The following is a 24222-nucleotide window of genomic DNA, read 5'->3' as shown; positions in this document are numbered from 1 at the left end:
AGCTCGCGTAACCGGAAGCTCCGAGCCTATTACGATAAAAAACGTGCCGAGGGCAAGCCGTTTAAAGTAGCCGTAATTGCCTGCGTAAACAAGCTGATCCACTGGATTTACGCGATCCTTACTAAAAAAGAAGCATTTCAATTGAGTTAGAAAGAAATTCTCACCTTCTCAGGAAATCCTTCCCACAACTGCAGGAAGGGTTATTTGCTATACTCATTTTTCAGTATACCACCGGCGATTGAATCCATTAAGTTTTAAATATTGACAAACTATTAGCTAGAATAGCTTAACCCCAATACTTAGTCTGCATCATTTTTTCAAGGTATAGTTTCCCTGCCCCCTGAAGTTATTACCATGAGTTCAGTTTTGACTCAAGCGAAAATGCGAAATTAACTCTAATTGAAAACCGTCTTCATTTACGTATAACAATATATGTTCTTGTCCTCAATCGGCAAACGATATATGTTCTTGTCACCCGACAATAGTTAGTAGTGTGGTTATAAATAGTTGCAAAGGCGATCTTCATTTTGATAGTAATCAACAATGATGATTACTTAGCCATATTTGTAAGCGTAAAATAGCCCCCACCTGGCAATCAGATGGGGGCTATTTTACGCTTACGACCAAGGCAGTGTGTGCAGTCAGTTATAGGAATCTTTAGAAAAGCTGATATTCCCTCCCTCTCCCTCGGGAATGGGACAATATTTCTGACTTCTGACACCACTTCAAAGTACTCCTATTTATTACCGAAGGAGATTGGTTTTCGCCAGTTCGATGATTTCGTTGCCTTGCCCGTTCAAAACGGCTTTCAGCATCCACATCGTAAATCCGCGTGCCTGCTCGAAGTTGATCTTCGGCGGCATAGCCAGCTCCTGACGATTGACGACGACGTCCAGCACTACCGGACCGCTGTGTTCGAGCGCTCGGCGAACGGCGCTTTCCAAGTCATTCGGATCCTCGACCCGGATTCCTTCGATTCCCATGGCTTGAGCCAGTACCGCAAAGTTTGGATTGTCGAGTTCCGTTCCGAATTCTAAAAAGCCGGCTGCTTTCATTTCCAATTCCACGAATCCAAGCGCACCATTATTAAAGACAACGATCTTGATCGGGAGCTTATGCTGACGAAGGGTCAATAGATCTCCGAGCAGCATGGTGAGTCCCCCGTCCCCCGACAGCGATATGACCTGACGTCCCGGCTGTGCAACCTGCGCCCCAATCGCCTGAGGCATGGCGTTCGCCATTGTCCCGTGGTTAAACGAGCCAATAAGCCTTCTTTTTCCATTCATGCTCAAGTATCGGGCAGCCCACACAGTCGGCGTCCCAACATCGCAAGTCAAAACGGCATCCTCATCTGCGAGATCGCTGATTACCTTCATGAGGAATTGCGGATGAATAGGCGCTCGGCCGGGATCTGCAAGATTGTCCAGTTCCTCGCGGACTTTGGCATAATGTGCGGCAAAGTGCTGCAGATGATCAGGGGAGTGCGGTTCCTTTAACAGGGGTAACAGCATTTCGACCGTCGTCTTCACGTCTCCGCACACCCCGTATGCGAGCGTCGTTCGCCGGCCTAGTCGGGAGGAATCCAAATCAACCTGAAGGATGGTCGCTTCTTGCGGATAAAATTGCCTGTATGGAAAATCGGTACCCAGCATGAGTAAGACATCGCATTCCATCATGGCGTGGTAGCCGGAAGAATATCCAATGAGGCCGGTTAATCCGACGGAATACGGGTTGTCGTATTCCAGATATTCTTTTCCTCGCAGCGCTATGACCATCGGGGATTGCAGCTTCTCGCACAGCTTCATGAGCGAAGCATGAGCTCCCGCGCAGCCGGCACCGCACAGCAAGGTGATCCTCTTGCCTTTGTTTAAGTAGTCGGCAAGCGTCTTCAATTCATCTGTAGAAGGGCAGACATTCGGCCGGGTGGAATGGATGACGCGTTCCGGAACGGGGCTTTCGTCGTATTCGAAAGCGGCTACATCACCCGGAAGAACTAAGACAGACACTCCCGACCTTGCCGTCGCGGTTTGCATCGCCATCGTAACCGCTCGAGGCATTTGCTTCGGTCCGGTTACGACTTCACAAAAGAAGCTGCATTCCTGAAACAACATGTCCGGACGGGTCTCTTGAAAAAAGCCGCTGCCGATTTCACTGCTCGGAATATGAGCGGCAATCGCAAGTACTGGCACCCGGTTTCGATGGCAATCGTACAATCCGTTAATGAGATGCAAATTACCTGGTCCGCTGCTACCTGCACATACGGCGATTCCTCCGCTGAGGGTGGCATCCGCGCCCGCCGCGAACGCTGCAACCTCTTCGTGGCGGACATGGATCCATTCTATTTTTCCGGAACGACGGATCGCATCGAGCAAGGCATTGAGCGAATCGCCGATAATGCCGTAAATTCGCTTCACGCCGGCGTTCAGAAGGGATTCCACAATGGAATCCGCTATCGTTCTTCTCAAGGGAATCTCTCCTTTTTGTTTTTATTATATTGCCATAATACGAGCAGCCTATTCTTGATATTTCACAACGATTTAAGCCTGAACCAAGAAGAAAGCCCGGCAATCCACATCTCGGGTTTGTTGGGCTTCAATCTTAGATTAAGTAGTCAAATTTTGGTCATTTCATTCCTTATTGTAGGAATGCTCCCGTTAGCGCAACGAGGCTGCCGTTCCATGGCGGCAGCCTCGTTTTAGAGTTATTTTATTAAGCTATAGTGTCCCGTTAGATTAATGGCTACATTTAAAAGAAAAAGAGCTGAAGAATCCCTAATACTATCGAGGCAATAACCACTATTTTTGCTACAAAATCCTGTTGCATATATTTAAAAACAACTCCAATGAGAGACAGAATATAATTGCTCTATTGATGTTCCCCTACGGTAACTGTTATCCCAATGTCATCTTGCGGGGCAATAATTGAAACGATCCCCCCCTCTGAACTAGGAAAAGGACGAAGCTCGATCTCACATGCATGAGCATTCGCTCCAGAAATAACTACATCTTCCTTGGAGAGCAATGCAGCGTGGGGATGGTAGATCAAAGTCTCACCACCGGTCGGTACGTAATCCACATTTATTATGTCCGTATCATAGTCATAGTGATATCCGATAAGCACGCCCCCTGTTTCTTGTGGATAAGCGCGGTTTAATGCTATTGAGTAAGGGGATTCCTTGAATCCATCGCACCAGCACCAATAGGTATTACTCCAAAGGTACTGTTCAAAGATGGCAATCAGCGCTTTGGATAGTTCGAGGGTCGCAGGATGGTTGGTAAATGCTCCCCACTCCCCGATCAAGGTAGGAATGTTCAAACGTTCCTGTACCTTGCGATGAGTAGAATATATCAAATCAACCCGATCCTGATTATATATCTCATAATGCTCAGTATCGACTACCAGATCATAACCATGGGGAACGTAGACCTGATGATGAACAACCGCTCTTTCTTCGTTGTGTACTAATTCCAAACCAGACTCCACTGCCATATTAGCAAAATAGCTTGTTTCTAGCATCAAGAAGCCGTCCGTGTCAACCGAACGAATCGCTGCCGCCGTTTTGTTGAAAAAGGGCGCGAGAACTTCACGTTCAAATACCTGTGAAGCCTCCTTCGCGCTGTCGACCAACACTCGATAGATATCCATGTCCGCCATGCCAACAAGTACCTCTTGTTTTTTCTCCTCATCAAACCAGAGTGCGGAGAGTTGTTCCATGTTGACTTCAGTCATTCCCATGACAGTCGTTGCATAGGCTGCGATAATTGCACCAAATACCTCTTGTCCGCTTGAACCAGGATAAGGTTCGTTCATCATATCGTAGCCAATGATATTGGTACAGTCGGCAAAAAACGCTGCTGCATGTTTCCACATCGCTGCATAATGATCCTGCAAACCTATACCATCACTAACGGGAGTGTTATCCCAAAAATGATCTAACGAACGGTTCACTGCTGGACTTTCCAAATAAGCGTCGCTCCAGATTTGACCAACTACGTGAGGGAGGCCATCCGAGAGGGTCGCCCATTCAGGAGCTCCATCGCCATAAAGCAAACTATACAAATCCTGATGCATATCAAGAAAAACGTAGATATCATTTTGCTCCGCCCAGAGGATTTGTTGTTTGATTTTGCCTAGATATTCGTTGTCATAGACACCAGGTTCTGGCTCCACGCCATCCCAAATCAAACCCAATCGGACGACATTAAACCCCTGTTCATGAAACCATTTAAACAACTCCTCACCACAAGGGTCCACATACCCTTTGGCTTTATCCTTGCAGACCAAGTTCACGCCATTTAAAATTACCTGTGCTCCATCTTCATTTACAATTCGTTGCCCATCCGTTGTAAGCTTCTTCATCTCTCTTCTCCTTCCTCAATTTCATTTACAGGAATATAAATTTCAATGTAGTGATTGTTGTACTGATTAAATAGATTGATCTCAAGAGAATTTCCAGCAATCTTTAAGCCACGCTTAAGGATGAATTCTTTCATTTGCTCGTAATGATCGTCTAAATCGGTATAACAGTCCTTGTTAATGACCACGCATTTTCTTGCGCAAAAGCTTGGCTCTAATTTCAGGAATACACCCGCAGCTTCATCCATCGGGAAGGTGGACAAAATCCCGTTATTCAAATAACTATGGTAATTGCCCACAAGAAGGTTCTCCATCGATACGATGGATATAATATGGCAGAAATCGAGCCACTCCTGATCGGTACTGATTTTACGTATCTGCTGTTGCACTTTACTCCCAAGCTTCTTGTCTGCACTTTCCATAATAGAATCCGTAAGAAACACCCAGCTTGGATTACTTTGTACTAACTCAATAACATCTCTTTCTTCGAATCGTTGAAACTTATCTTTCAGAAAATCAAGCTTATGAGACAGGTGCTTCAAATAGGTCAACTGCCGGTCGATATCTCTCTGCTTGCTAGAGAGCAACTCGCGCATATCCTTGAGGCTATCGTCTGTAAGTAGTGCATGAATACGTTCTATAGGAACATCCATTGCTCTAAGCATTCTAATCGTTATTAAGGAATCGAATTGTTCTAGATAGTAATAACGGTACTTATTCACGTCCCGATGAGAAGATATTAGTCCGATCTTGTCATAGTAACGCAGAGTATCAATCGGGATATTCAGGATATTAGATACCTCACCAATCGTAAATTTAAGTTTTAACATAGTCGGTTCACCTATGCCGCTCCTCCCCTTCTGGCATAATTACTGAATGCCGAAATTTCTTCCTCTTTCTTTTTGTCGAATGGATAGAAAGCTATCGGTATCAGGCCGATAATTACAGCCATAAGTGGGACCAAACCCGTGGCCAATCGAATTCCGAATACTGCGGATTCAGATTGAGTTGCCGCAAGACCGTCGTAACCATATACACCGATTACATTGATGAAGATTACCGTCTGTACACTGGAAAAGGCCACAGTAAATAACGAGAACAGACCGTTGAACAGTCCGGTTTTCCTCACTCCGGTAATACGCTCGTTCTCATCAATGATCAGTGCGCCCATCGGTGAAACCGCAGTTTTGATGTAGTTCACTGTGAAAACAATCAAAATGTAGGAAGCCGCCGCAGTCCAGATATTGTTGGCAAAAAATATCCCACCGTAACCGAGAACTGCAGTGATTGTGCCCCAATAGATACTTATTTTCGTACCATATTTTTTGATGATATTTCCCATGACCGGTAGAAAAATGAGAGCGATTACATGAGTGCTCGCATCTACAACCGTAGCTACGAAACCTCCTGTTTTTAACACATCATCCATATAGTAAAGGTATGGTGTGAAGTAAAAACTAATCGGGCCGACAGTGATGATTGAGTAGAGTACATAAGTGAGGAAAGGACGAGATCTTATGATTTGCCAGGATTCGCTCAAAACAGCTTTCGATTGGATATGTTGGTTGTTGAGGGTTTCATACATTTTCGCATCATCCCGCAATCCTCGTAAAGCCAGAGTGAAGAATATCGTTTCCACCAAAATTACCGCGCTAAAGACCGGGATGATTACCTCACGTTTCCCATCACCAACTAGCAGCAGAGTTGGAATCATCGTAATTAGAAAAGACAAGGCTTGGGAAATGTAGTTTTGTATCACGTTGACATCAATACGCTCTTCTTTGGTAGGTGCTGCGATCAACGTATAAGATTGATAGGCCACACTGTAGGCCGTTGCCGCTGTATCGTAGATAAACAATTCTACTGTATAGAGCAGGAAAATGAGCCACTGATCCCAAGTCGGACTGGATAGCATCATGAGAAAGGAGGAGATGATCATAACCGGCACCGTCACGCGCATAATGTAGACATATTTCCCACGTTTCGGTCGGTGTCTCATTTTATCGATCCATACGCCGATCATCGGATCGTTAATGGCATTCCAGATATTATAAATTATGTACACCCAGCCAATATACTTCGGACTTAGGCCAATCATATCGGTATAGTATTTGATAAACACATTGTGGATCAGAACGCCCCCAACCGATAGGACAGGTCCAGGGAGAGCAAGCCGCCATTTCTGACCTGAGGTCAGTCCAGTGCTGCTGAAGCGGAAGGCCCCTCGAATAGAACCGATTACTTTTTTCAAGAATATCATTCCCTTCTTATAAGTAGCTCGCTGATCCACAACTCCTTCAAGCCTATGTTCCATCTTGGTTATTATAAACTATGGAGTAACTCCAGGCTCAATAGGTAATAACAAATAAAATTTAGCATTCTTCGAGAAGTGTGGAAGACAAGAAGGTTAGGGGTTGCCGGTGAAAATACTACAGGAGTAATGTCATGAATCCAGTCATTGGTTTGGATGTGTCCAAGGGAGAGAGCCATGCACAAGCTTTTTTAGACCGTGGAGTACCTCACGGGAAGATCTTTAGATTTAATCATGATCTAGAGGGATTATCGTCCCAACGCCTTACAGGACGCTCCCCTTCGCCGCCACATGGAAGCAGTCCCTCTCAAAGACTCGTATACGCATTTCGGGAGGCAGCAGAAAGAGAGGTACCTCGTCATACGGGAGATACCTCTCTATAGAAGAGTAAGATTATTATTAATTGTTGCTATAGGAGATTTTATGACCATCCTCGAAACCTTGCGCAAATCCGGCATTAAATCCTTCATTATACGCTTGATCAAATTCTTGGTTAAATTCCTTTGAATGCCGGCCTTGATGCATCACAAGAGGCTTCGAAGTCTTTTGGCGTTTTTTACGCACAATTTTGCGGACTCCGCGTTTAAGTACAGGTTTTTTTCCTTTAACCACTCTACGTCTTTTTACCAATTGGCGGCTTACTTTTCTGACTTTGCGCAGCACTTTGACCTTGCGTTTCAGGCCAGTTTTTTTGGTTTTTACTTTTGTTAACATTTCTGTTATCCTCCTGTACTCCTCGGGTTACATTCGGTACTTTGGCGAAGACTGCAGTTTTCCACGGCTTTGTAGGAGTTCCCTTTTTATAGCGCCGAATGAACGATTTTCCTGTCGCCATACGACACAATGCATTCTGATTTCTCGTTAACACTTGAATATTCCCAACCAGCTTCTTCGCCAGCTCTTTGTTCGGCGAGTCGTGTGTCGCGACGTCCGCAACCGAATCGAGGATACGCGACAACGCACCTTGACTTCTCGCTATCGCATGAATCAACTTAACCTTTGCTGCCCATTCCCTGCGATGAAGATCCATCATCAGTGTCTCTCGTTCCGAACTGATCACCAAACCCGCCGCCTTCACCGAAACCGCCCATACCACCATCGACCTCCCGGTTCAGTACAGCCTTTAAATTATGCGCAAGTCCGTTCTCTAGCTTGGTTAATCCATCGAGGACATCCATGAGTGAATCATGAATGCCGAGAGACTCCTTAAGTAGTTCCGTATGACTCGTGAAGGCTTGCTCCGACAAATGATTCAGCGCCCAATTACGCACTTTTTCTGCTTCAACAGCTTTCGCCTCTAGAATCATAGCGACATTCCATTGGATCTTGGCAGCTGCGTCCAGCATATTCAGATATGCTTGTTCTCTCATACACAACCCTCACTTCATATTCCATCGTGAATGAGATGCGCCATTCGGACAGCAACATGGCGTTTCGCATCAATAACTGTTGCCATATGGTGATGCGAATTGGACTTATGCACGATCATCTCGGTAATTCTGTTCTGCATAGGCCCCCCCTCTCAAACGTTGATCATTCGAAAAAGAGAGCCCTTAGCACTACCCTTTTACAGCATATGCTGACAGGTGTACCGTGCTACTGAGCATTCGCCCAGTTCCAAGGCTATAATTGGGGATTGCGAAACAAGGGTGGAGCAATAATCGGAAGTCCTTCGGGATATAGACCAAGTTCCTCTTGGGTCCATACCGTATGCGCACGCTCCTGCAAATGCCAGCGCATGGCCGAATTCGCATTCAAGACCCGTCTTCGCTCCATTTCGTTCAATTGGTACAGCGTCCCTGCTCCATCTTTCACGACCACACCTGTGTTATGAACCCGTGCATTCTCCTCTTGTAGGGAGACAGCAGTCCGATGCCATCGCGATAATACTTCTCCTAATTCAATTGCGTCACCGGGCGGATAGGATCGGATATCCACCTGTGACAACGAAGTGAATGCGAGACTGTGATGATCTGCTGCAAGAAGCGGATGCCTCATTCCATTCTCAATCCAATACAACGTAGGACTTAGTCCCTTTACGATCATATGCGTTGGATAGAAGTCTTTCATCGTAATGGGAACGGTCCTCCTTGACTCGGAGATTGTCTGATTCAAATAATCAATAAGCTCATAAGAATTTCCCCACTTCTGGATAAAAAACTGTTCATTCCGACGATTGACCACCTGAAATTGTTCTCCAAGATCTCTCATACTCTGGCTTCCATAATGATGAATGAACGTATCCCGAGCGATCATCAAATCCTTCTTCTGTAGACGGACCCGAATCACAAAGTCGTCGTCTTCGAAATTCCCAACTTCGTACCCTTCATCAAAATAACCCGTCTGTTCCAATAAACTTCTCCGGAACAGGTAGCAGAACCCGACAAGTCGATGCGTCTTCTGCCACTTCTGTGGATCTAACCTATTGTAATGTCTTGCGAAAGTCTGCATATCTTCCACGTCGTTATAAGGGACCTCAATACATTGGTCACCGCTAATATAATTCGTAACAGGCCCGACGAGCACAATCTGCTCGCTGCTATACAAGCAGCGGAGCAGATTAGACAGCCAGTGGGTTGTCACAAGAATATCGTTGTTAAGTATGACGATGGACGTGCCCTTGGCCATCATCAGTCCAATGTTCACGGCACCTGCGAACCCTCGGTTCTGGGAATCGATATGACGGCGAATGGCTCTACCCAAGGAATGCAAATATTTTCGCGTTCCATCGGTAGAACCATTATCGATGACTATGATCTCATACGGCGCATCCGTGTACCGCATGATACTCTCAATACATTGACGCAGCAGATCAACCTTGTTATACGTCGGAATGATGATACTCGTCATCTCGAGATGATGGTTGAACTCCGCTTGACCGGTATGACGACCTTCAAGGAATCCATTCTTATAGCCTAACGGATACATATTCGGTGATCTCTTTTTTCTCGATTTCGTGTGAAGCATCCCCCAGAACCTCCTTTATCCTTCGTCTAGATAGGTTCACCCTTCACAAGCTTGTTAGCGAGATGCCCGAAATCAATGGCGACACGACCCAGCTCCGTTGCAACCCGCTCCGAAATGATGACAGCTGGAATACCTGCTGCAACAAGTGCAATATCAAAAGCATGTGCACCGATTTCGCACACTACACGATCCACATCGTGAATCCCTTGAACCGGCGTGACGATTCCGACGATACGTACACCACGGGATGCAAGTACATCCCCCAGCGCATGGGCTTCATTCCCGACAACCAGCACACGTCTTCCTTCGAGCAATAACGTTAAGTACCCCAATTGATAGAACAAATAGTTGATTGTCGATATGGTCATACGTAAACCTCGATAATCGATGCCATGCGCTCGAAGTGCCGGGAATAGCATTCCTTGGAAGCTGCGCATACGAGAGACGGGAATGCCTACGATGGTGGCACGTCTAATCGAATCGGCTAGCAATTGCCGCGCTGTAGGATCAGGTAGACTAACGCCTGCATAAGCTAAAAAAGGGCCACTCTGTCGCGCTTGATCTGCAGGAATAATCAAATCATGAGACAGCGTCAACATCTCACCATCCCCTAATCGAACGATGGACATCGGCTTCCCCGAGTCCATTGCTTCCTTCATCTCGCGGTATAGCGTAAACGGATCGACGAGAGGATGCAGGAGGTGTTGCATTTGGCTGAGCCCCGCCTGCAGAACTTCTCGCAATTCAACATTCGGCAGTACCGTAAAAGGCGGAATCATCTGTGTTAGGATACCATCCCCGCCTTCGTAGAATCCCGTATCAAAACCTTGATCGTAGGCGCTACGCCAACCTTGATCGTAGGTGTTCCTCCAAGCTTGATCGTAGGCGTTCCTCCAAGCTTGATCATCAGGAATGGACTGGTCTCTTTGATCGTCAAGTTCAGTACCAGGTACCAGCGCCTTCTCTTCCAGCTCTTCTTTATACCTTCCCAGCTTTCTTCGAACACGGTTCGCAGACGAACGATACGATACATCCGGAGATCGCAGTCTGGATTTCATTCTTGATTTACGTGAAGCGGGTCGCTTTTTACTGCTTTTCCTCGGTTTCCTGATCACCGATTTACGATGCGCTGTTTTGTTCTTACGTCTTTTTCTCGGCAGAAGGAGCATTTCAGCACCCCACTTTCTCGTAAGTCATGAAAATAATCCATCGTTCTTAAGGATGAAGTCCTCGCAGCTTGCGACCCGCTTCCTGCAAAGATTCGAATGTTCCCGCATCCGTCCACCATCCGCGAAGAACACCAAATTGCAATCGACCTAATTCCGCATAAATGTTATTGACATCCGTTATTTCGAGTTCACCGCGCGCTGAAGGCAGAATCTGATCAATGGCTTCAAAGACAAAAGAATCATACATATAAATCCCCGTGACGCAATAGTTAGATGGCGGCTTCTTCGGCTTTTCTTCTATCCGAACGATCAGATCCGGATTATTCGGATCGAATATGGGCACGCCATATCGTTTGGGGTCACTCACCTGCTTGAGCATCACACGTGCAGAACCTGGCGGTTGATCCCTGTAGGCATCAACATAAGGCGTCAGATCATCATGGAATAAGTTGTCTCCGAGCAGGACGACAAATTTCTCTTGCGGCGAGATAAAGCCCTGGGCAAGACTTAGTGCCTGAGCAATTCCACCAGCATTCTCTTGAATTTTGTATGAGATATTCACGCCCCATTCTTTACCGCTCCCTAGAAAATTCAGATAAAGTCCTGCAGAAGCTTTACCGATGATGAGCAGAATATCTTTGATTCCCGCCTTCCTTAAGCGGTCAATCCCGTAACAGATCATTGGGAATCTACCGACTGGAAGCAGATGCTTATTCATCATCTTCGTCAGCGGATAAAGTCTGGTTCCTGTCCCGCCGGCTAATATTATCCCTTTCACGCAAATCCTCCCTTTCCTGTAGAGGCCCCATCTAGATATAAATGTGAGGATCCACACTCCATTTATCCATAAATAAGCGGTGGTTACGCTCGAATACCTGCTGTAACGCTTCATTCGGCTGCTCCTTGAAGCAAGCAGAAACCTCCAAGTCGATCCACGCCTCTCGGTCTCATATCCCGTTTCTAATCGCCGCAATGCGTTTCCGCGAATGATCGGGCAGCGATAATCGATTCCCAATCAAGTTCATCGCTTGACGAATCGCTTCGAGGTGATCGCCGATAATCATTTGTGCGACAGGATTCACACGGCCTACATTACTCTTACGCACCTTATTGCGTTCGATCACATTTACACTCCCAACAAGCTCAATCTTAAGTCCCCTCAACATCGCGATCGCTTGCGCTTTTGGCGGGACCATCAAGTTGTCATATCCAATGATTTCGATCGCTCTGCGGGATAACGCATGCGGGACCGCTGTCATGGAATTCACCGTCAGATCACTGCGACCTAAGCTTCGATTCAGAAATTCTTTGCAGCGGGTCAAATCATCTCGACGATCAAATGTGGATATGAACGGACTAATATCATTCAGTGCGACATCGATTCCTCGATGCACAGCATAGATAAAAGGCATTAACGCATTTGCAGATATAGGAATATCCCCATCCACGAACAATAGAATATCCGAGGTCGAGAGTTTGGCACCGATCGCCCGCCCAACATCATGTCCGATCGGATCTGCATAATGAACAATTTTCACCTTTTCATGCTGCATGGCAATGTCATAGCTACGGTCCGTACACCCATTCAAGATAACGATAATCTCATGAACTTGCAGCTTCTTCAGTTCATTCAGAACTTCGCCAATGGAATCTTCTTCATTCTGCACGGACAGAATGGCCGACACCGTCTGCTGAAGCGGTGGGAAGACGGTCCCCGTATGAATCGGATAGCGTGGGGATAGCTCTGTGGCAGATCGTAATCTTACTTGTGATCGTGATCGTGGTCGTGATCGTCTAGCCAGACGTGGCTTGGATCTTACAGTAGGATGCCGTTTGGCAGTAAGCTGCCGTTTGGCAGTAAGCTGCCGTTTGGCAGTAAGTTGCCGTTTGGCAGTAAGCTGCCGTTTGGCAGTAAGCTGCCGTTTGGCAGTAAGCTGCCGTTTGGCAGTAGGCTTCCGTTTGACAGTAGACTGCCGTTTGGCAGTAGGCTTCCGTTTGACAGTAGGCTGCCGTTTGGCAGTAGGCTTCCGTTTGACAGTAGGCTGCCGTTTGGCAGTAGGCTGCCGTTTGGCAGTAGGCTGCCGTTTGACAGTAGGCTGCCGTTTGGCAGTAGGCAAATTCTTTCGTTGTCTCATCTGCTCACCTCACGATCTCACGATTCCGCGTCAAATCCGTGAATCCCCCGCGAACACCAAACTCATGACTTAGCCAGTCCATCGTCTCCAAATGATCGCCAATAATGAGATTCTCTAGCGGATCACCATTTCGATTGCGAACACGACTCGGATTAAGCTTACCAACATTCACATGATGTACGGCTTGCACACGCAATCCACGTTGGACAGCCATCGCATGCGCTAAAGGGGGAATGGATAAATTCGGCGACTGGATGATATCCAGCGCTCGCCGGCTTAATGCATGCGGAACAGCTGTCATGGAAGTCCCGCGAAGATCGGGTCTTGAGAGCATGATGTTCAACACATGCTTGGCTAATATGACGCCATGCACTGTTCGTTTATGTGTCGGTCCTGAGTAGTCATTGAGCGCAACATCCGTTCCGCTGGCAATGGCTTGAACGAAGGGCCTTAATTGCTTATAAGGAATAACCATATCTCCGTCGATAAATAACAGCACTTTCCCTCTTGCCGCGCTCGCTCCAATACTGCGTCCCACATCATGGCCCAATGGTTCTTCGTAAGAGAGCAATGTCACCCTTTGCCGGGCAACAATCTTCTTGGTTCCGTCCGTTGAACCATTCACGACGACGATGACTTCCGTATTCGGGTGGATTCGCTTCGCCTCTCGAATCACTCTCGCGATCGTACGCCGTTCATTCATGGCCGGGATGATGACGGAAAGATAAGGTGAGGCATGCGGATAGGATCGTACGCTGCGTCTTGGTTTCCGAGCCCTTTTTCGGTTGTTTGCAATCAATGACGATTCACCTCCAGATCCAAGAAAAGTCCACTCCCTCATGCGTGGCATGCCTTTCTATAACCCTATATACCAGACATTTTATGTTGTACATTCCTTTGTGCGACGGCTTCTGTACTGCTCCACACGCAAAGAGGATCGCCACCCCAAGCTTCATGCTTTGGAGCGCGATCCTCTTTGTTCCTTTATTGATCTGTTACGCATAATGACACTGAGGCTCGACGTATAGCCTAATGGTTGAAGCTCATTAACCTTTGGTTCCCATAGCGATCCACGAGATGACCGCGTTCGGTTCCGGTGTGAATCTTGTGCGCACGACCTCAACAACCGCATACTTCTCATTCTTGGATTTGAGCGAGGTATAGCATGTCGATTGATTCGTCATTGCGACAACCACATAGTTCGAATTGCCGAATGCTTCTTGGAATGGAATTGTAACTTCAATCTTCTCGTCATGCAGATTAAAGTTGAACGGTGTCATCCCAAATTGCTGCAATGTGGCTCCATTCGAAGCGACGGTCTGAACAGGCTGGAAGGATAGCTTCTCTGGGGTAACGGATTGATTCTGCAGCTTATCCGTACCAATACTATCTGTCTGAACATGCCAGGAAAGAATCGATGACGGCTGAATATGGCGTGATACGATCGTTTGAGCCCGAATATGATCCGTCGTCACTTCATCCGATCCAATATGCTGACCTTGAATAATTCCTTCAACCAGATGGTGGGATTGAATCACTTGCTCCTGCAAATGCCCCGCTTCAATCTGCTGACCACCGATATGCGCTGTAAGAATCGATCCTGGGGTCACATGGGCAGAAGTCACTGCAAGAGGCGCTATTTTATTCGAAGTCACAGACTCATCGGCCAGAACCTCACTGGTTACACTGTTTTCTGGTAACTCTATCGTCATGGAGCGAGACATCGCTTGGATACAATCCAGTGTCTCGATTTGCAAATGCTCAACGCCAATAGATTGCTTAGCCAGTTGCTCACCGCCAATAACCTCAAGAGCAAGCTTATCTCGCGTTACAGCACTTTCTTGCAGATGATCCGATGTAATGCTGCCTGCTACCAAATGATCGCCCTTAATACTTCCCGTTTGCAGCTGCCGTGCGCCGACGCAGCTTTCGCCAAGATGTGCTTCGGTCACGCTGCCAGCTTGTAGATGAATACTGCTAATGATGCCTTCTTGCAGAGATTCACTGCCAATTGCACCTATTTGCAAATGTGCTGTGCCGACAATGCCTTCCTGCAAATGCTGGCTTCCGATGACACCGGCTTGCAGATGACTCGATGTGACAGAGTCTAGGGCCAGATGCTCCCCTTGAATGGATTCCTTCGCCAAGTGGTTACCCCTTACGGATTCGACGGCAAGATGTTCACTGCCGACAGCATTTATAGCGATCTTCTCGCGCGTCACTGCGCCGTCTTGGAGATGCTCCCTACTAACGATTCCTTGCTTCAGCTGTTCGCTGCCGATGATGCCTTCCCGCAGATGCATACTGCTGATCATGCCCTCTTGCAAATGAACTGAAGTAACCGACGATGGCGCGAGATGTTCAGCTCGTATACTGCCCGCTTGCAAGTGTTCCGATGAGATGCAGTTCGCTTGGAGATGATGACCTTGAATACTTCCTGGCTGAATCTGCTGTGATCCGACACTTTCCTCACCGAGATGTTCACGCTTTATGATCCCTTGCTGTAAATGCTCACTGCCAACGGAATTTGCTTGAAGATGCACACTGCTAATACTATGGTCTTGCAGATGATTTGACGCAATGGAAGCCATAGCAAGTTGTTCAGTACCCACCGAGTCCTTCGCTAAATGTGCTGAGCTGATGGATTGAGGTTCGAGTTGTTCACTACCAACGGCATGAAGCGCGATTTTCTCTCTCGTAACTGCACCGTCTATCAGATTCTCTGTCTGCACGATACCCAGCTCTAAATGCTCGAATGAAATACTTCCTGATTGGATATGTTGTCCTTGAACACTTCCAGCTTGCAACTGCTGTGATCCGACACTTTCTTCGCTGAGATGTTCACCCTTCACGCTGCCCTGCTGCAAATGCTCGCTTCCAATGATCTTCTCTTGGAGATGCACACTGCCGATAACTCCATCCTGCAGATGATCCGATGTAATGGATGTGATCGCAATGTGTTCGGTATTGACGGCTTCCGTCGCGAGGTGTACCGAGTTCACGGACTGTTCTTCGAGCTGATCGCTGCCGACGACACCCATCCCTAATTTTTCCTGTGTGACGACACCGTCTGCCAACAGCTTCGTATGCACGATACCTGCATGCAGATGATCCCATAAAATGCTGCCTTTCTGGATATGATGGCTCTGGATACTATCTGCCTTCAAGTGACGGGATCCTACACTGTTATTGTTCAAATGCTCATCGGTTACGCTGTCGGACTGCAGATGTTCTTTGCCAATCACATCTTCCTGCAGGTGGTGGATTCCAACAGCACCAGCTTGCAGATGATCCGCAGTCACGGCTCCTTGCGCAAGGTGCTCTGCATGAACAGCTTCCACCGAGAGATGCGCCTCTGTTACGGATTCGGATGCAAGCTGCTCCCGACCCACTGCATTTGCCGCTAGCTTCTCCCGCGTAACCGCGCCATCCATAATGTTCACGTCATGAACACTACCTGCTTGCAAATGCTGCGTTCCTACACTGTCTTCAAGCAAGTGGTCCTCTGACACGGATCCAAACTGCAAATACTCCGAACCTACGATGCCTACACGTAAATGCTCACTGCCGATAATTCCATCTTGCAGGTGTTCACTGCTGATCGAATTCGCTTGGATATGATCCGATGTAACGGACTCATGAGCAAGATGCGTCGTATTGACTATTTCCGTCGCCAAATGCTTGGATGTGATCACGCCAACACCGAGTTGATCGCTGCCGACAGCATCTCTCGCTAATTTCTCCCGTGTAACGATCTCATCGGCCAGACTCTCCGTCTGCACACTGCCTGCTTGCAAATGTTCGCGTCCAATGGATTCATTTCCTAGATTTACACGCTGCAGCAGTCCTGGCTCCAAATGCGCCATCGTGACCGAACCCGTTGCAATGTGTTCGGATTTCACAGATTCGTAAGCAATATGGGCTGTGTCTACAGATTGGTTTGCGAGCTGCTCTCGGCCGACTGCACCTGCACTTAATTTATCTCGCGTGATGGCACGATCCTGGATGTTCCGTGTCTGCACGCTGGCTTCCTGCAAATGATCGCATGTTATTATGCCTTTACGCAAATGTTCTGTCGTTACGGATGCAGATGCAATATGCTCGGAAGTGACCGCGTCGCTCATTAAATGTTCCGAAGTCACGGATTGATCCAGTAGATGCTCCCGTCCTACGGCTCCCTCACTTAACTTGTAACGGGTAATCGTACCATCCTGAATATGACGCGATTGAACACTAGCATCCTGCAAATGCTCTTTACCAATCAGTCCATTCGTTAAATGAGCGCTCTGAATCGTATCCGACTGCAGATGACGTGACGTAATGGCACCATCTGCAATGTGTTGCGATTGAATCGCTTCGCGAGCAATATGCGAATCGCTAACCGCATGCTCCGCGAGCTGCTCACTGCTGACGGCACCTCGCCCGATTTTACTCCGAGTAATAGCCCCATCCTGTACGTGTCGTCCTTGAACACTATTTTCTTGCAGTTGATCACTGGCGACAGCATTCTGCTGCAAATGCAATGTCGAGATGCTGCCTGCTTGCAGATGATCGCTCGAAATCGCTCCGCTCGTGATGTTCTCTGATCTTACGGCATCGTAAGCGAGATGCGAGGAATTCACAGATTTTTGAATCAACTGTTCCCGGCCAACAGATCCGTCACTTAATTTATCTCGCGTAACTGCGCCATCCTTCAGTTGATTCGAATGCACGACACCCGCTTGCAGATGCTCATTTCGAATAATGCCCTGCTGCAAATGCGCGCTTCCAATAATGCTGTCATTCAAATGCGCGGCTGTAATGATTTGCGGTTGCAGATGCTCCGAACCGATCACTTCCATGGAGAGATGAGCTGAGGTTACCGTGTCATGCATCAGTTGGTCGCGTCCCACCGAATCTCTGCTCAATTTATGGCGTGTAATCGTCCCATCCTCAATATTCCGATTCTGAATGATCTCTTCCTGCAAATGACTATTATCGATAATTCGTTTCTGTAGATGCGGCCCTTGAATAATTTCGAGCTGTAAATGAACTTCGTTAATGCTAGAAGGCTGCAAGTGATCGGAATCCACCGCTCCTGCTGCTAAATGCGAGCTCTGAATCGCATTCTCTTCAATCTGTTCTCTGCCTACTGACTGCGGGCTGAGCTGCTCGCGCATAATGGAACCGTCTTGCAGATGCCTTGTATGAATAGCCCCTTCCTGCACATGTTCACTGCTAATGATCCCTTGCTGCAAATGAGTACTCTGCACAATTTTCTTCTGCAGGTGTGTCGTCGTTATACTATTCGGCTGCACATGCTCCATGCCTACAGATCCTGACGCCAAATGAACAGAGGTTACCGATTTATCGACGAGATGTTCCCGTCCTACAGCACCCTCACCCAGCTTATCGCGCGTCACGGCGCCTTCCTGCAAATTCTTCGTATGAACGATGCTATCCTGTAAATGATCATGGGTGATGCTCGATGACTGCAAATGATGGCTCTGAACGACGTTCTCGAGAAGATGAGTACTGGAGACGATGTGCGGCTGAAGATGTTCCGATGCGACGGAGCTCTGGGCCAAATGCGATGAAGTTACGGAACGCGGTGCGAGCTGTTCACGTCCTATGGATGCCTCGCCAAGCTTCTCGCGGGTAACTGATCCATCCTGCAGGTGACTCCCGCTAACAGCTTTCTCTTGCAAATGCTCCTCTTGTACGATGCCTTCCTGCAAATGTTTGCTCTGAATGATCCCATCTTGCAAATGCTCCGTCCCAATACTACCCGGCTGCACATGCTCTTGACCTACGGCTTCTGCGGCTAAATGGGTGGAGGTCACCGACTTCAGTACCAGATGCTCCCGTCCAACAGATCGATAACTAAGCTTATCGCGCGTTACAGAGCTATCCTGTAAATGTCGGGCTTCCACAATACTCTCCTTCAAATGGCTGCTTCCGATAATTCCAGATTGTAGATGTGCTTCTTGAATACTCCCTTCTTGCAGATGCACATCAGAGATACTGCGCGGCAGCAGGTGATCGGACCCTATCTCCATCGCTCCTATATGAACGCCTTCTACGGCTCCCGCACTAATATGCTCGGATAGAATCGAATCCTCTGCCATATGATCAGCCGTCACCGACTTGAGAGCCAGCTTATCACCGGATACGACGCGGTCATTCAGTTTATTCCGCGTGACGCTTTGATCCTGCAGCATACCGGTATGAATGGCATTGTTCTGAATGTGCAGTTCCGAAATGGTCTGCTCACGCAAATGATGTGGAAGAATAACCCCTTCTTGTAAGTGCTCTGTCTGAATAATATTCGGCTTCAAATGGTTGGAATCAATAATGCCCGGCTGCAAATGGCTGTTACCCACGCTTAGTGGATTCAAGTGTTCTGCCTGGATTGATCCCACAGCCAAGTGCTCGGTCTGAATAGACTCCGGTGCGATTTTGGAGGCTGATACTGCGCCTTGTGCGAGTTTAGATTCCACGATACTTCCAGCTTGCAGCTGCGCGGAGCCTACCGAGCCCGTCTGCAGATGTCCTTCTTGGATCGCTTCTTGCTTAATATGCTCGGCGAATATTGATCCTTCTGCCAGATGCTCTGGCTGAATGACGCCATATTGAATATGCGATGACTGAATCAAGCGAGGCTGTAGATGTTCCGAGAGGATGCTTCCCGGCTGCACATGCTGCGATTGAATGGCAGCTTGCGATATTTTATCCGATGTAATTGAGCTGGATTGCAGCTTCTTGCCTGCCACGGAGAGATCTGCAAGATGGTACGATTCGATGACACCCGGCTTGATTTTGCCGCCGACGATGCTTTCTTCCGGCATCCAATCCGAATTCAATACATCTTGGGCGAGATGCGCCGTCGTGATGATCCCTTTCTTCAGATGATATCCTTGAACGGACTCGACTCTCAGATGCTTGCTGGAGATCACTTCAAGTCCAACATGGCGGCCTTCAATCGCTCCCGAGCTAATCTTCTCACTCGTGACGGACTGATTCTGCAGCATATCCGTTCGGATGGCATCCTGCTGAATATGACGTTCTCCCACAGCATGATCCTCGAGGTGCTGATCCTGAACCGACTCATCTTGGATATGGACAGAAGTAATGGCTCCAGGCTGAATTTTGTCTTGCCCCACGGAGCTTGACGCCAAATGATCTTCCGTGATGCTCTCGATGGCGAGCTTATCACTCGTCACACTGCCGTCCGCGAGCTTCGCTGTCGATACGCTCTCATCTCTTAGATGTTGGGACTGAATCGTTTCTTGCATTAGATGACTGCTGTGAATGGCTTGATTGCGAATATGCGGCCCATCAACAGAACCGATTGCCATCTTGTCACTGGTAATACTCTGTTTCGTAATCTTCTCTGAAGTAATGGATCCGTCCTGCAACTGTTCCGTGCCAACCGCATCGAATTGAAGATGCTCTGTCCCGACAATCTGATCCTGGAGATGTTCAGAGCTAATCGCCTGTTCTGCAATAATCGGCGAAGTTACAGCACCAGCGGATAGATGCGATGTCATAACAGCTTCGTATCCGATTTTAGAGGAGTTAACACTCTGATCTGCTAGCTTTGGTGTTGTAACAGCCATGTCATTTAATTTATCTGTGGAGACACTCTCTGGAGAAATTTTGAGCGATGTCACGGCATGATCTGCCAGATGGTGAGAGAATACCGTACCCGGTCCGATATGTCGGTCACGGATCGCATTGGATGCGATTTTCTCCGCAGATACCGCCTCGTTCTTCAGCATCGGTTGACCGACGGAGAACATCTGGAGATGCTCACTGCCAATCGAACCAGCCTGAATGTGGAACGATTGAACAGCTTCTTGTGCAATCGCCTGTGATGTGACGGACTTCTCTGCGATATGGAAGGCCTGAACCGCGTCATCGGCCAGAACATCGGAAGTGACACTTTGGGAAGCCAGCTTCGCTTCCGTCACGGAACCATCGACGATGGCTTCGGTTAGGACACTATTCTTCGCTAATTTATCGCTCGTAATGGTTTCATTCGCCAAATGTTCGGTATGAATGCCTGCAAGTTCGATGTGCTCCGATTGAACCGCACGATTGTTAATCTTATCGGATGTCACGGCGCTTCTGTTCAGATGAATCTCCATGATCGCTTGATCTTGAATATGCTCCGGTCCTACGGACTCTGATTTCAAATGGCCTGAACCGATGGCAAGCGGAGCAATTTTATCGGCGACCACAGTGTTCTTAGCGAGGTGACGGGATTGAATGGCTTCATCGGCTAACTTCTGCGGAATGATGCTCTGATCCGCAATTTTGGAAGTCGTCACCGCATGGTCTACGAGTTTGACGGTGGATACCGCTTGGTCTGCAAGCTTCGGCGATGTAATACTCTGATCCGCAAAATGCCATGTCTGAATTTCAGATACACCGATATGCTGCTGCTTAATTGCGTCATCTTGGAGATGCGGTGTGCCTACAGCCTGCGAGTCGAGTAACACCGACGAGATCGAATTCGGCTTCAAATGCACCGAATGAATCGCGGCAGGCAAGATATGATGGGAATCAATCTGAGCGTCCTCGATATGATCACGTTGGATCGACTTCTTCGCGATATGGCGTTTCGTTACAGCGCCTTCCTTCAGGTGGACGCCAACGACACTGCCCGGGAAGATTTTGCTCTCCGTTACGGATTCATCCTGCAGCTTATCTGACGTCACCGCACCATCGCTAAGCTTCGAAGTATCGATAACGTCATTCGCGAGGTTCTCGGTTTGTACCGCACCGCTGCGGATTTTCTCGGAGGTAATCGATTGGTTCTGAATAAGATCGCTGGATACGATAAGCGAAGCCAAGTGTTTCGTCTGAATAGAACCTTCTGCGATTTTATTCGAATCGATAGTCTTGTCGGCGAGTTTCTCAGATGTAATGCTTCCGTCTTTAAGCTTCTCACCCGTGATGGAACGATCGCGGATTTTACCACTGGTGATGGATTGACGGATGAGGTGTTCACCGGATACCGATTCTGGAGCAATTTTGGCGGCGCTAATGGCTCCGTCTGCAATCTTAATGCTCTGAATGGCATAATCCTTCAGCGCGTCAGCGCCAATGCTCTCCTTCTTGATCTTCGATCCGTCAATCGAATAAGGTGCGAGCTTCTCATTCGTAACGGCACCGTCGACAAGATCGTCGGTATAGACGACCCCTTTATTGCGCCCGAACGGAGAGAAGATCCTGGAGAGGCTGTTCGCTTCATCGTATTCCTGTTGTTCAAAGGCTTCCGGCACTTGCTGTACCTCGACCTTCACTTCTTGGACTGCTTCGCTCTTAACCTCCTCAACCTTTGGAGGTTCAGGTGGGGCTTCTGGCAGTGTCACTTCCGCTTGAGGCTCTGACTTCGATTTGGATCGCGCTCTGACGGCTGCGCGTCGTTCTTCAACGGATTCGCTTGCGGTCTTGTTCCCTCGTGTGGACGGGGGTTGCGTGGCGCTGTCCGCTTCCGCCGCAACTTCAGATGGCGGCTTCATCGCAGATGCTCTTCTTGCTTCCAGCTTCGTCCGTGATGCAGACGATGCCGAATTATCGGATTCGGATGATTCCGGTCGCTGCTCTAGTGGCGCGGGCCCGGATTCCGTGTCTTTCGAAATCTCAGACTTCAAGCTCATCGCAAGCTTCCGTTCTTGTAATTTGACTTCCGGCTCGGATTGCAGCTGCACTTGAGCTTCTTCTATCACTTGGCTAAGGACATCTTCCAATGGGATCAATATTTCAGTGTCATCGGATTTCGAATTTGTTTCAGGCCGAGTCGGAAGTGGAGTCATCGCATTAATCGATACATCCTTTTCTTCTTGGGGATCGACGGCCGCCTGCGTTTTGTTCGCAGTTCCGAGCCAATTTAGTTCGCGAGAGTTCGGGTTATCGACATAATAAAGCGGCTTTTTCGATTTCGTCGATCTCGCCGATCTTTTCGGTTTTTTCATGAGCCCTCTCCTTCCTGCATAGATCGTCATTTGCATCATATGCACTCGACTAGGACCCTGTCACTCGCCTAAGCCCTGAAAAAAGAAAAACACCGAACGAATTTCCTTCGGTGTACGCTTGAAAAATCTGCTATAAGAACTCAATCAAACACTGGCACGTTGTTCGATTAGGCTGGCCCAGCGATCCGCTGTATGCTGCCATGTGAAATACTTCTGCACCCGCTCCGCACCTGCCTGACCCAACCGATGTTGGAGCGAAGCGTCTCGCAGAATATAGAGGATATACGGGACGAGTTCCTTCGTGAGCTGCTGCGTGTCTACGAGGAACCCTGTTATATGATGCTGCACAATCTCACGGATTCCGCCTGTCCTCGCAGCAACCACAGGCACCCCTGCAGCCATGGCCTCCACATTGACAAGCCCGAATGCTTCATCCCGTACGGAAGGGACAACGACAACATCAGAAATGCTGAACCAGCGTGCTATCTCATCATAAGGGACATACGGTATAAACCGCACATGATGCGGGATTCGCCGTGCCATCCGCTCTAATTTACGAACATAAGCGGTCCGTCGTCTTGAACCATAGAAGGCGCTGCCCACAATGACCAGCACGGCTGAAGGCTCTATCAACGCGATGTACCGCATCGCTTCCAGCAGATGATGCACCCCCTTCTGGGGATTCAATCTTCCTGCGAATAATATGATTCGCCGTCCCGATAACCCTTGACGAATCTTCCAGTCATTGGTTACGTTCCCATACCCGAATTCACTCTTATGAAGTTGGAACTGCTCTAGATTGACCCCAAGATGATTCACGACAATTTTCGCTTCCATATCACGAAACCGACTAATAAGGCGCTCCTTCAGGAACATGCTGTTCACCATAATCCGATCCGCACACTGCAGTGCGCGGCGTAAGGTTCGAGCCGGTATGACGGTCCTCGAAATATAGGTCATCGAATGCAAATAGAGAAATATACGCGCATGCCGCATACGCTTCTTGATCGCCAGGACATATCTGGGTCGATTCTCAACCTGAATGATGTCTGGTCTAAGGAGGAGCAGATGCCTGATCACCGCTTGGATGTAACGTGCTCCACTTCCGTATGGAACCCGATAACAAGGTACGCCATGAATCGTCCCATAACTAGGAAGATGCTTCGCAGTACGGCCAAAAATATAACAATGGAGCCGATGCTGCGCCAGCGGAACGACTTGCTCTACCACCCGTTCCACCGAGCTGCCTCGCGCCGAAGGAATCGGAAAGGAGCCCGGTGTAACAATTGCCACGCTAGGTCGTCCCATCGTATTTCTCCCTT

The 24222-nt window shown here is 48.1% G+C and carries 14 protein-coding genes and 2 pseudogenes; 2 read left to right on the top strand and 14 right to left on the bottom strand.

Features of this window, described 5'->3' with window-relative positions; translation table 11 throughout:
* Positions 1-150 (top strand): annotated as a pseudogene (locus C558_RS34030) (IS110 family transposase); the annotation flags it as partial.
* 593 nt (positions 151-743) lie between these two features.
* Here C558_RS34030 and poxB read toward each other — a convergent pair.
* The 4 genes from poxB to C558_RS0126345 all read right to left on the bottom strand — a co-directional run bounded on the left by poxB (position 744) and on the right by C558_RS0126345 (position 6670).
* Positions 744-2465, bottom strand: coding sequence for a ubiquinone-dependent pyruvate dehydrogenase (poxB, locus tag C558_RS0126360; RefSeq protein WP_018759300.1), 1722 nt, complete (start codon positions 2463-2465; stop codon positions 744-746).
* A gap of 400 nt (positions 2466-2865) precedes the next feature.
* A complete protein-coding gene (locus tag C558_RS0126355) occupies positions 2866-4359 on the bottom strand; it encodes a cellulase family glycosylhydrolase (protein ID WP_018759299.1) in 1494 nt (497 codons plus the stop codon).
* Positions 4356-5186, bottom strand: coding sequence for a MerR family DNA-binding transcriptional regulator (locus C558_RS0126350; protein ID WP_018759298.1), 831 nt, complete (start codon positions 5184-5186; stop codon positions 4356-4358). The genes C558_RS0126355 and C558_RS0126350 overlap by 4 nt, the downstream gene beginning before the upstream one ends.
* A gap of 11 nt (positions 5187-5197) precedes the next feature.
* A complete protein-coding gene (locus C558_RS0126345) occupies positions 5198-6670 on the bottom strand; it encodes an MFS transporter (RefSeq protein ID WP_018759297.1) in 1473 nt (490 codons plus the stop codon).
* Positions 6671-6801: 131 nt separating this feature from the next.
* Between C558_RS0126345 and C558_RS34025 the strand changes: the two are divergent.
* A pseudogene (locus tag C558_RS34025) lies at positions 6802-6924 on the top strand (IS110 family transposase); the annotation flags it as partial.
* A 142-nt stretch (positions 6925-7066) separates the two neighbouring features.
* Here the strand turns inward: C558_RS34025 and C558_RS31980 are convergent.
* The 10 genes from C558_RS31980 to C558_RS0126285 form a co-directional block, all read right to left on the bottom strand.
* Entirely contained in the window at positions 7067-7381 is a 315-nt protein-coding gene (locus C558_RS31980) for a flagellar assembly protein FliH (protein ID WP_156826276.1), read from the bottom strand.
* A 278-nt stretch (positions 7382-7659) separates the two neighbouring features.
* A complete protein-coding gene (locus C558_RS0126330; protein WP_018759294.1) occupies positions 7660-8037 on the bottom strand; it encodes an alpha-helical endospore appendage domain-containing protein in 378 nt (125 codons plus the stop codon).
* Between the two features lie 14 nt (positions 8038-8051).
* The gene (locus C558_RS35040; RefSeq protein WP_018759293.1) at positions 8052-8177 is read right to left on the bottom strand and encodes a hypothetical protein; all 126 of its coding nucleotides are present in this window, start codon (positions 8175-8177) and stop codon (positions 8052-8054) included.
* Positions 8178-8290: 113 nt separating this feature from the next.
* Entirely contained in the window at positions 8291-9634 is a 1344-nt protein-coding gene (locus C558_RS0126320) for a glycosyltransferase family 2 protein (protein WP_018759292.1), read from the bottom strand.
* 26 nt (positions 9635-9660) lie between these two features.
* Positions 9661-10692 carry a GT-D fold domain-containing glycosyltransferase gene (locus tag C558_RS0126315; RefSeq protein ID WP_245583882.1) on the bottom strand — a complete coding sequence of 344 codons (1032 nt, stop codon included), beginning with the start codon at positions 10690-10692 and terminating at the stop codon, positions 9661-9663.
* A 157-nt stretch (positions 10693-10849) separates the two neighbouring features.
* Positions 10850-11581, bottom strand: a complete 732-nt coding sequence (locus tag C558_RS0126310) for a sugar phosphate nucleotidyltransferase (RefSeq protein ID WP_018759290.1) — start codon at positions 11579-11581, stop codon at positions 10850-10852.
* Between the two features lie 169 nt (positions 11582-11750).
* Entirely contained in the window at positions 11751-12938 is a 1188-nt protein-coding gene (locus tag C558_RS34020) for a glycosyltransferase family 2 protein (RefSeq protein WP_156826275.1), read from the bottom strand.
* 4 nt (positions 12939-12942) lie between these two features.
* Positions 12943-13737: a glycosyltransferase gene (locus C558_RS0126300; RefSeq protein ID WP_018759288.1), complete on the bottom strand. Its 795-nt coding sequence runs from the start codon at positions 13735-13737 to the stop codon at positions 12943-12945.
* A gap of 247 nt (positions 13738-13984) precedes the next feature.
* A complete protein-coding gene (locus tag C558_RS31965) occupies positions 13985-22900 on the bottom strand; it encodes a WIAG-tail domain (protein ID WP_018759286.1) in 8916 nt (2971 codons plus the stop codon).
* A 144-nt stretch (positions 22901-23044) separates the two neighbouring features.
* Positions 23045-24208 (bottom strand): glycosyltransferase family 4 protein, encoded by a 1164-nt coding sequence (locus tag C558_RS0126285; protein ID WP_018759285.1) that lies wholly within the window; start codon positions 24206-24208, stop codon positions 23045-23047.
* Positions 24209-24222: the final 14 nt, after the last annotated feature.

Source organism: Paenibacillus terrigena DSM 21567 (genome assembly GCF_000374845.1).
In the GTDB taxonomy this organism is placed as follows: Bacteria; Bacillota; Bacilli; order Paenibacillales; family Paenibacillaceae; genus Paenibacillus_K; species Paenibacillus_K terrigena.
Note: the sequence above shows the minus strand (reverse complement) of the source record. Positions and strands in the feature narration are given on the sequence as shown.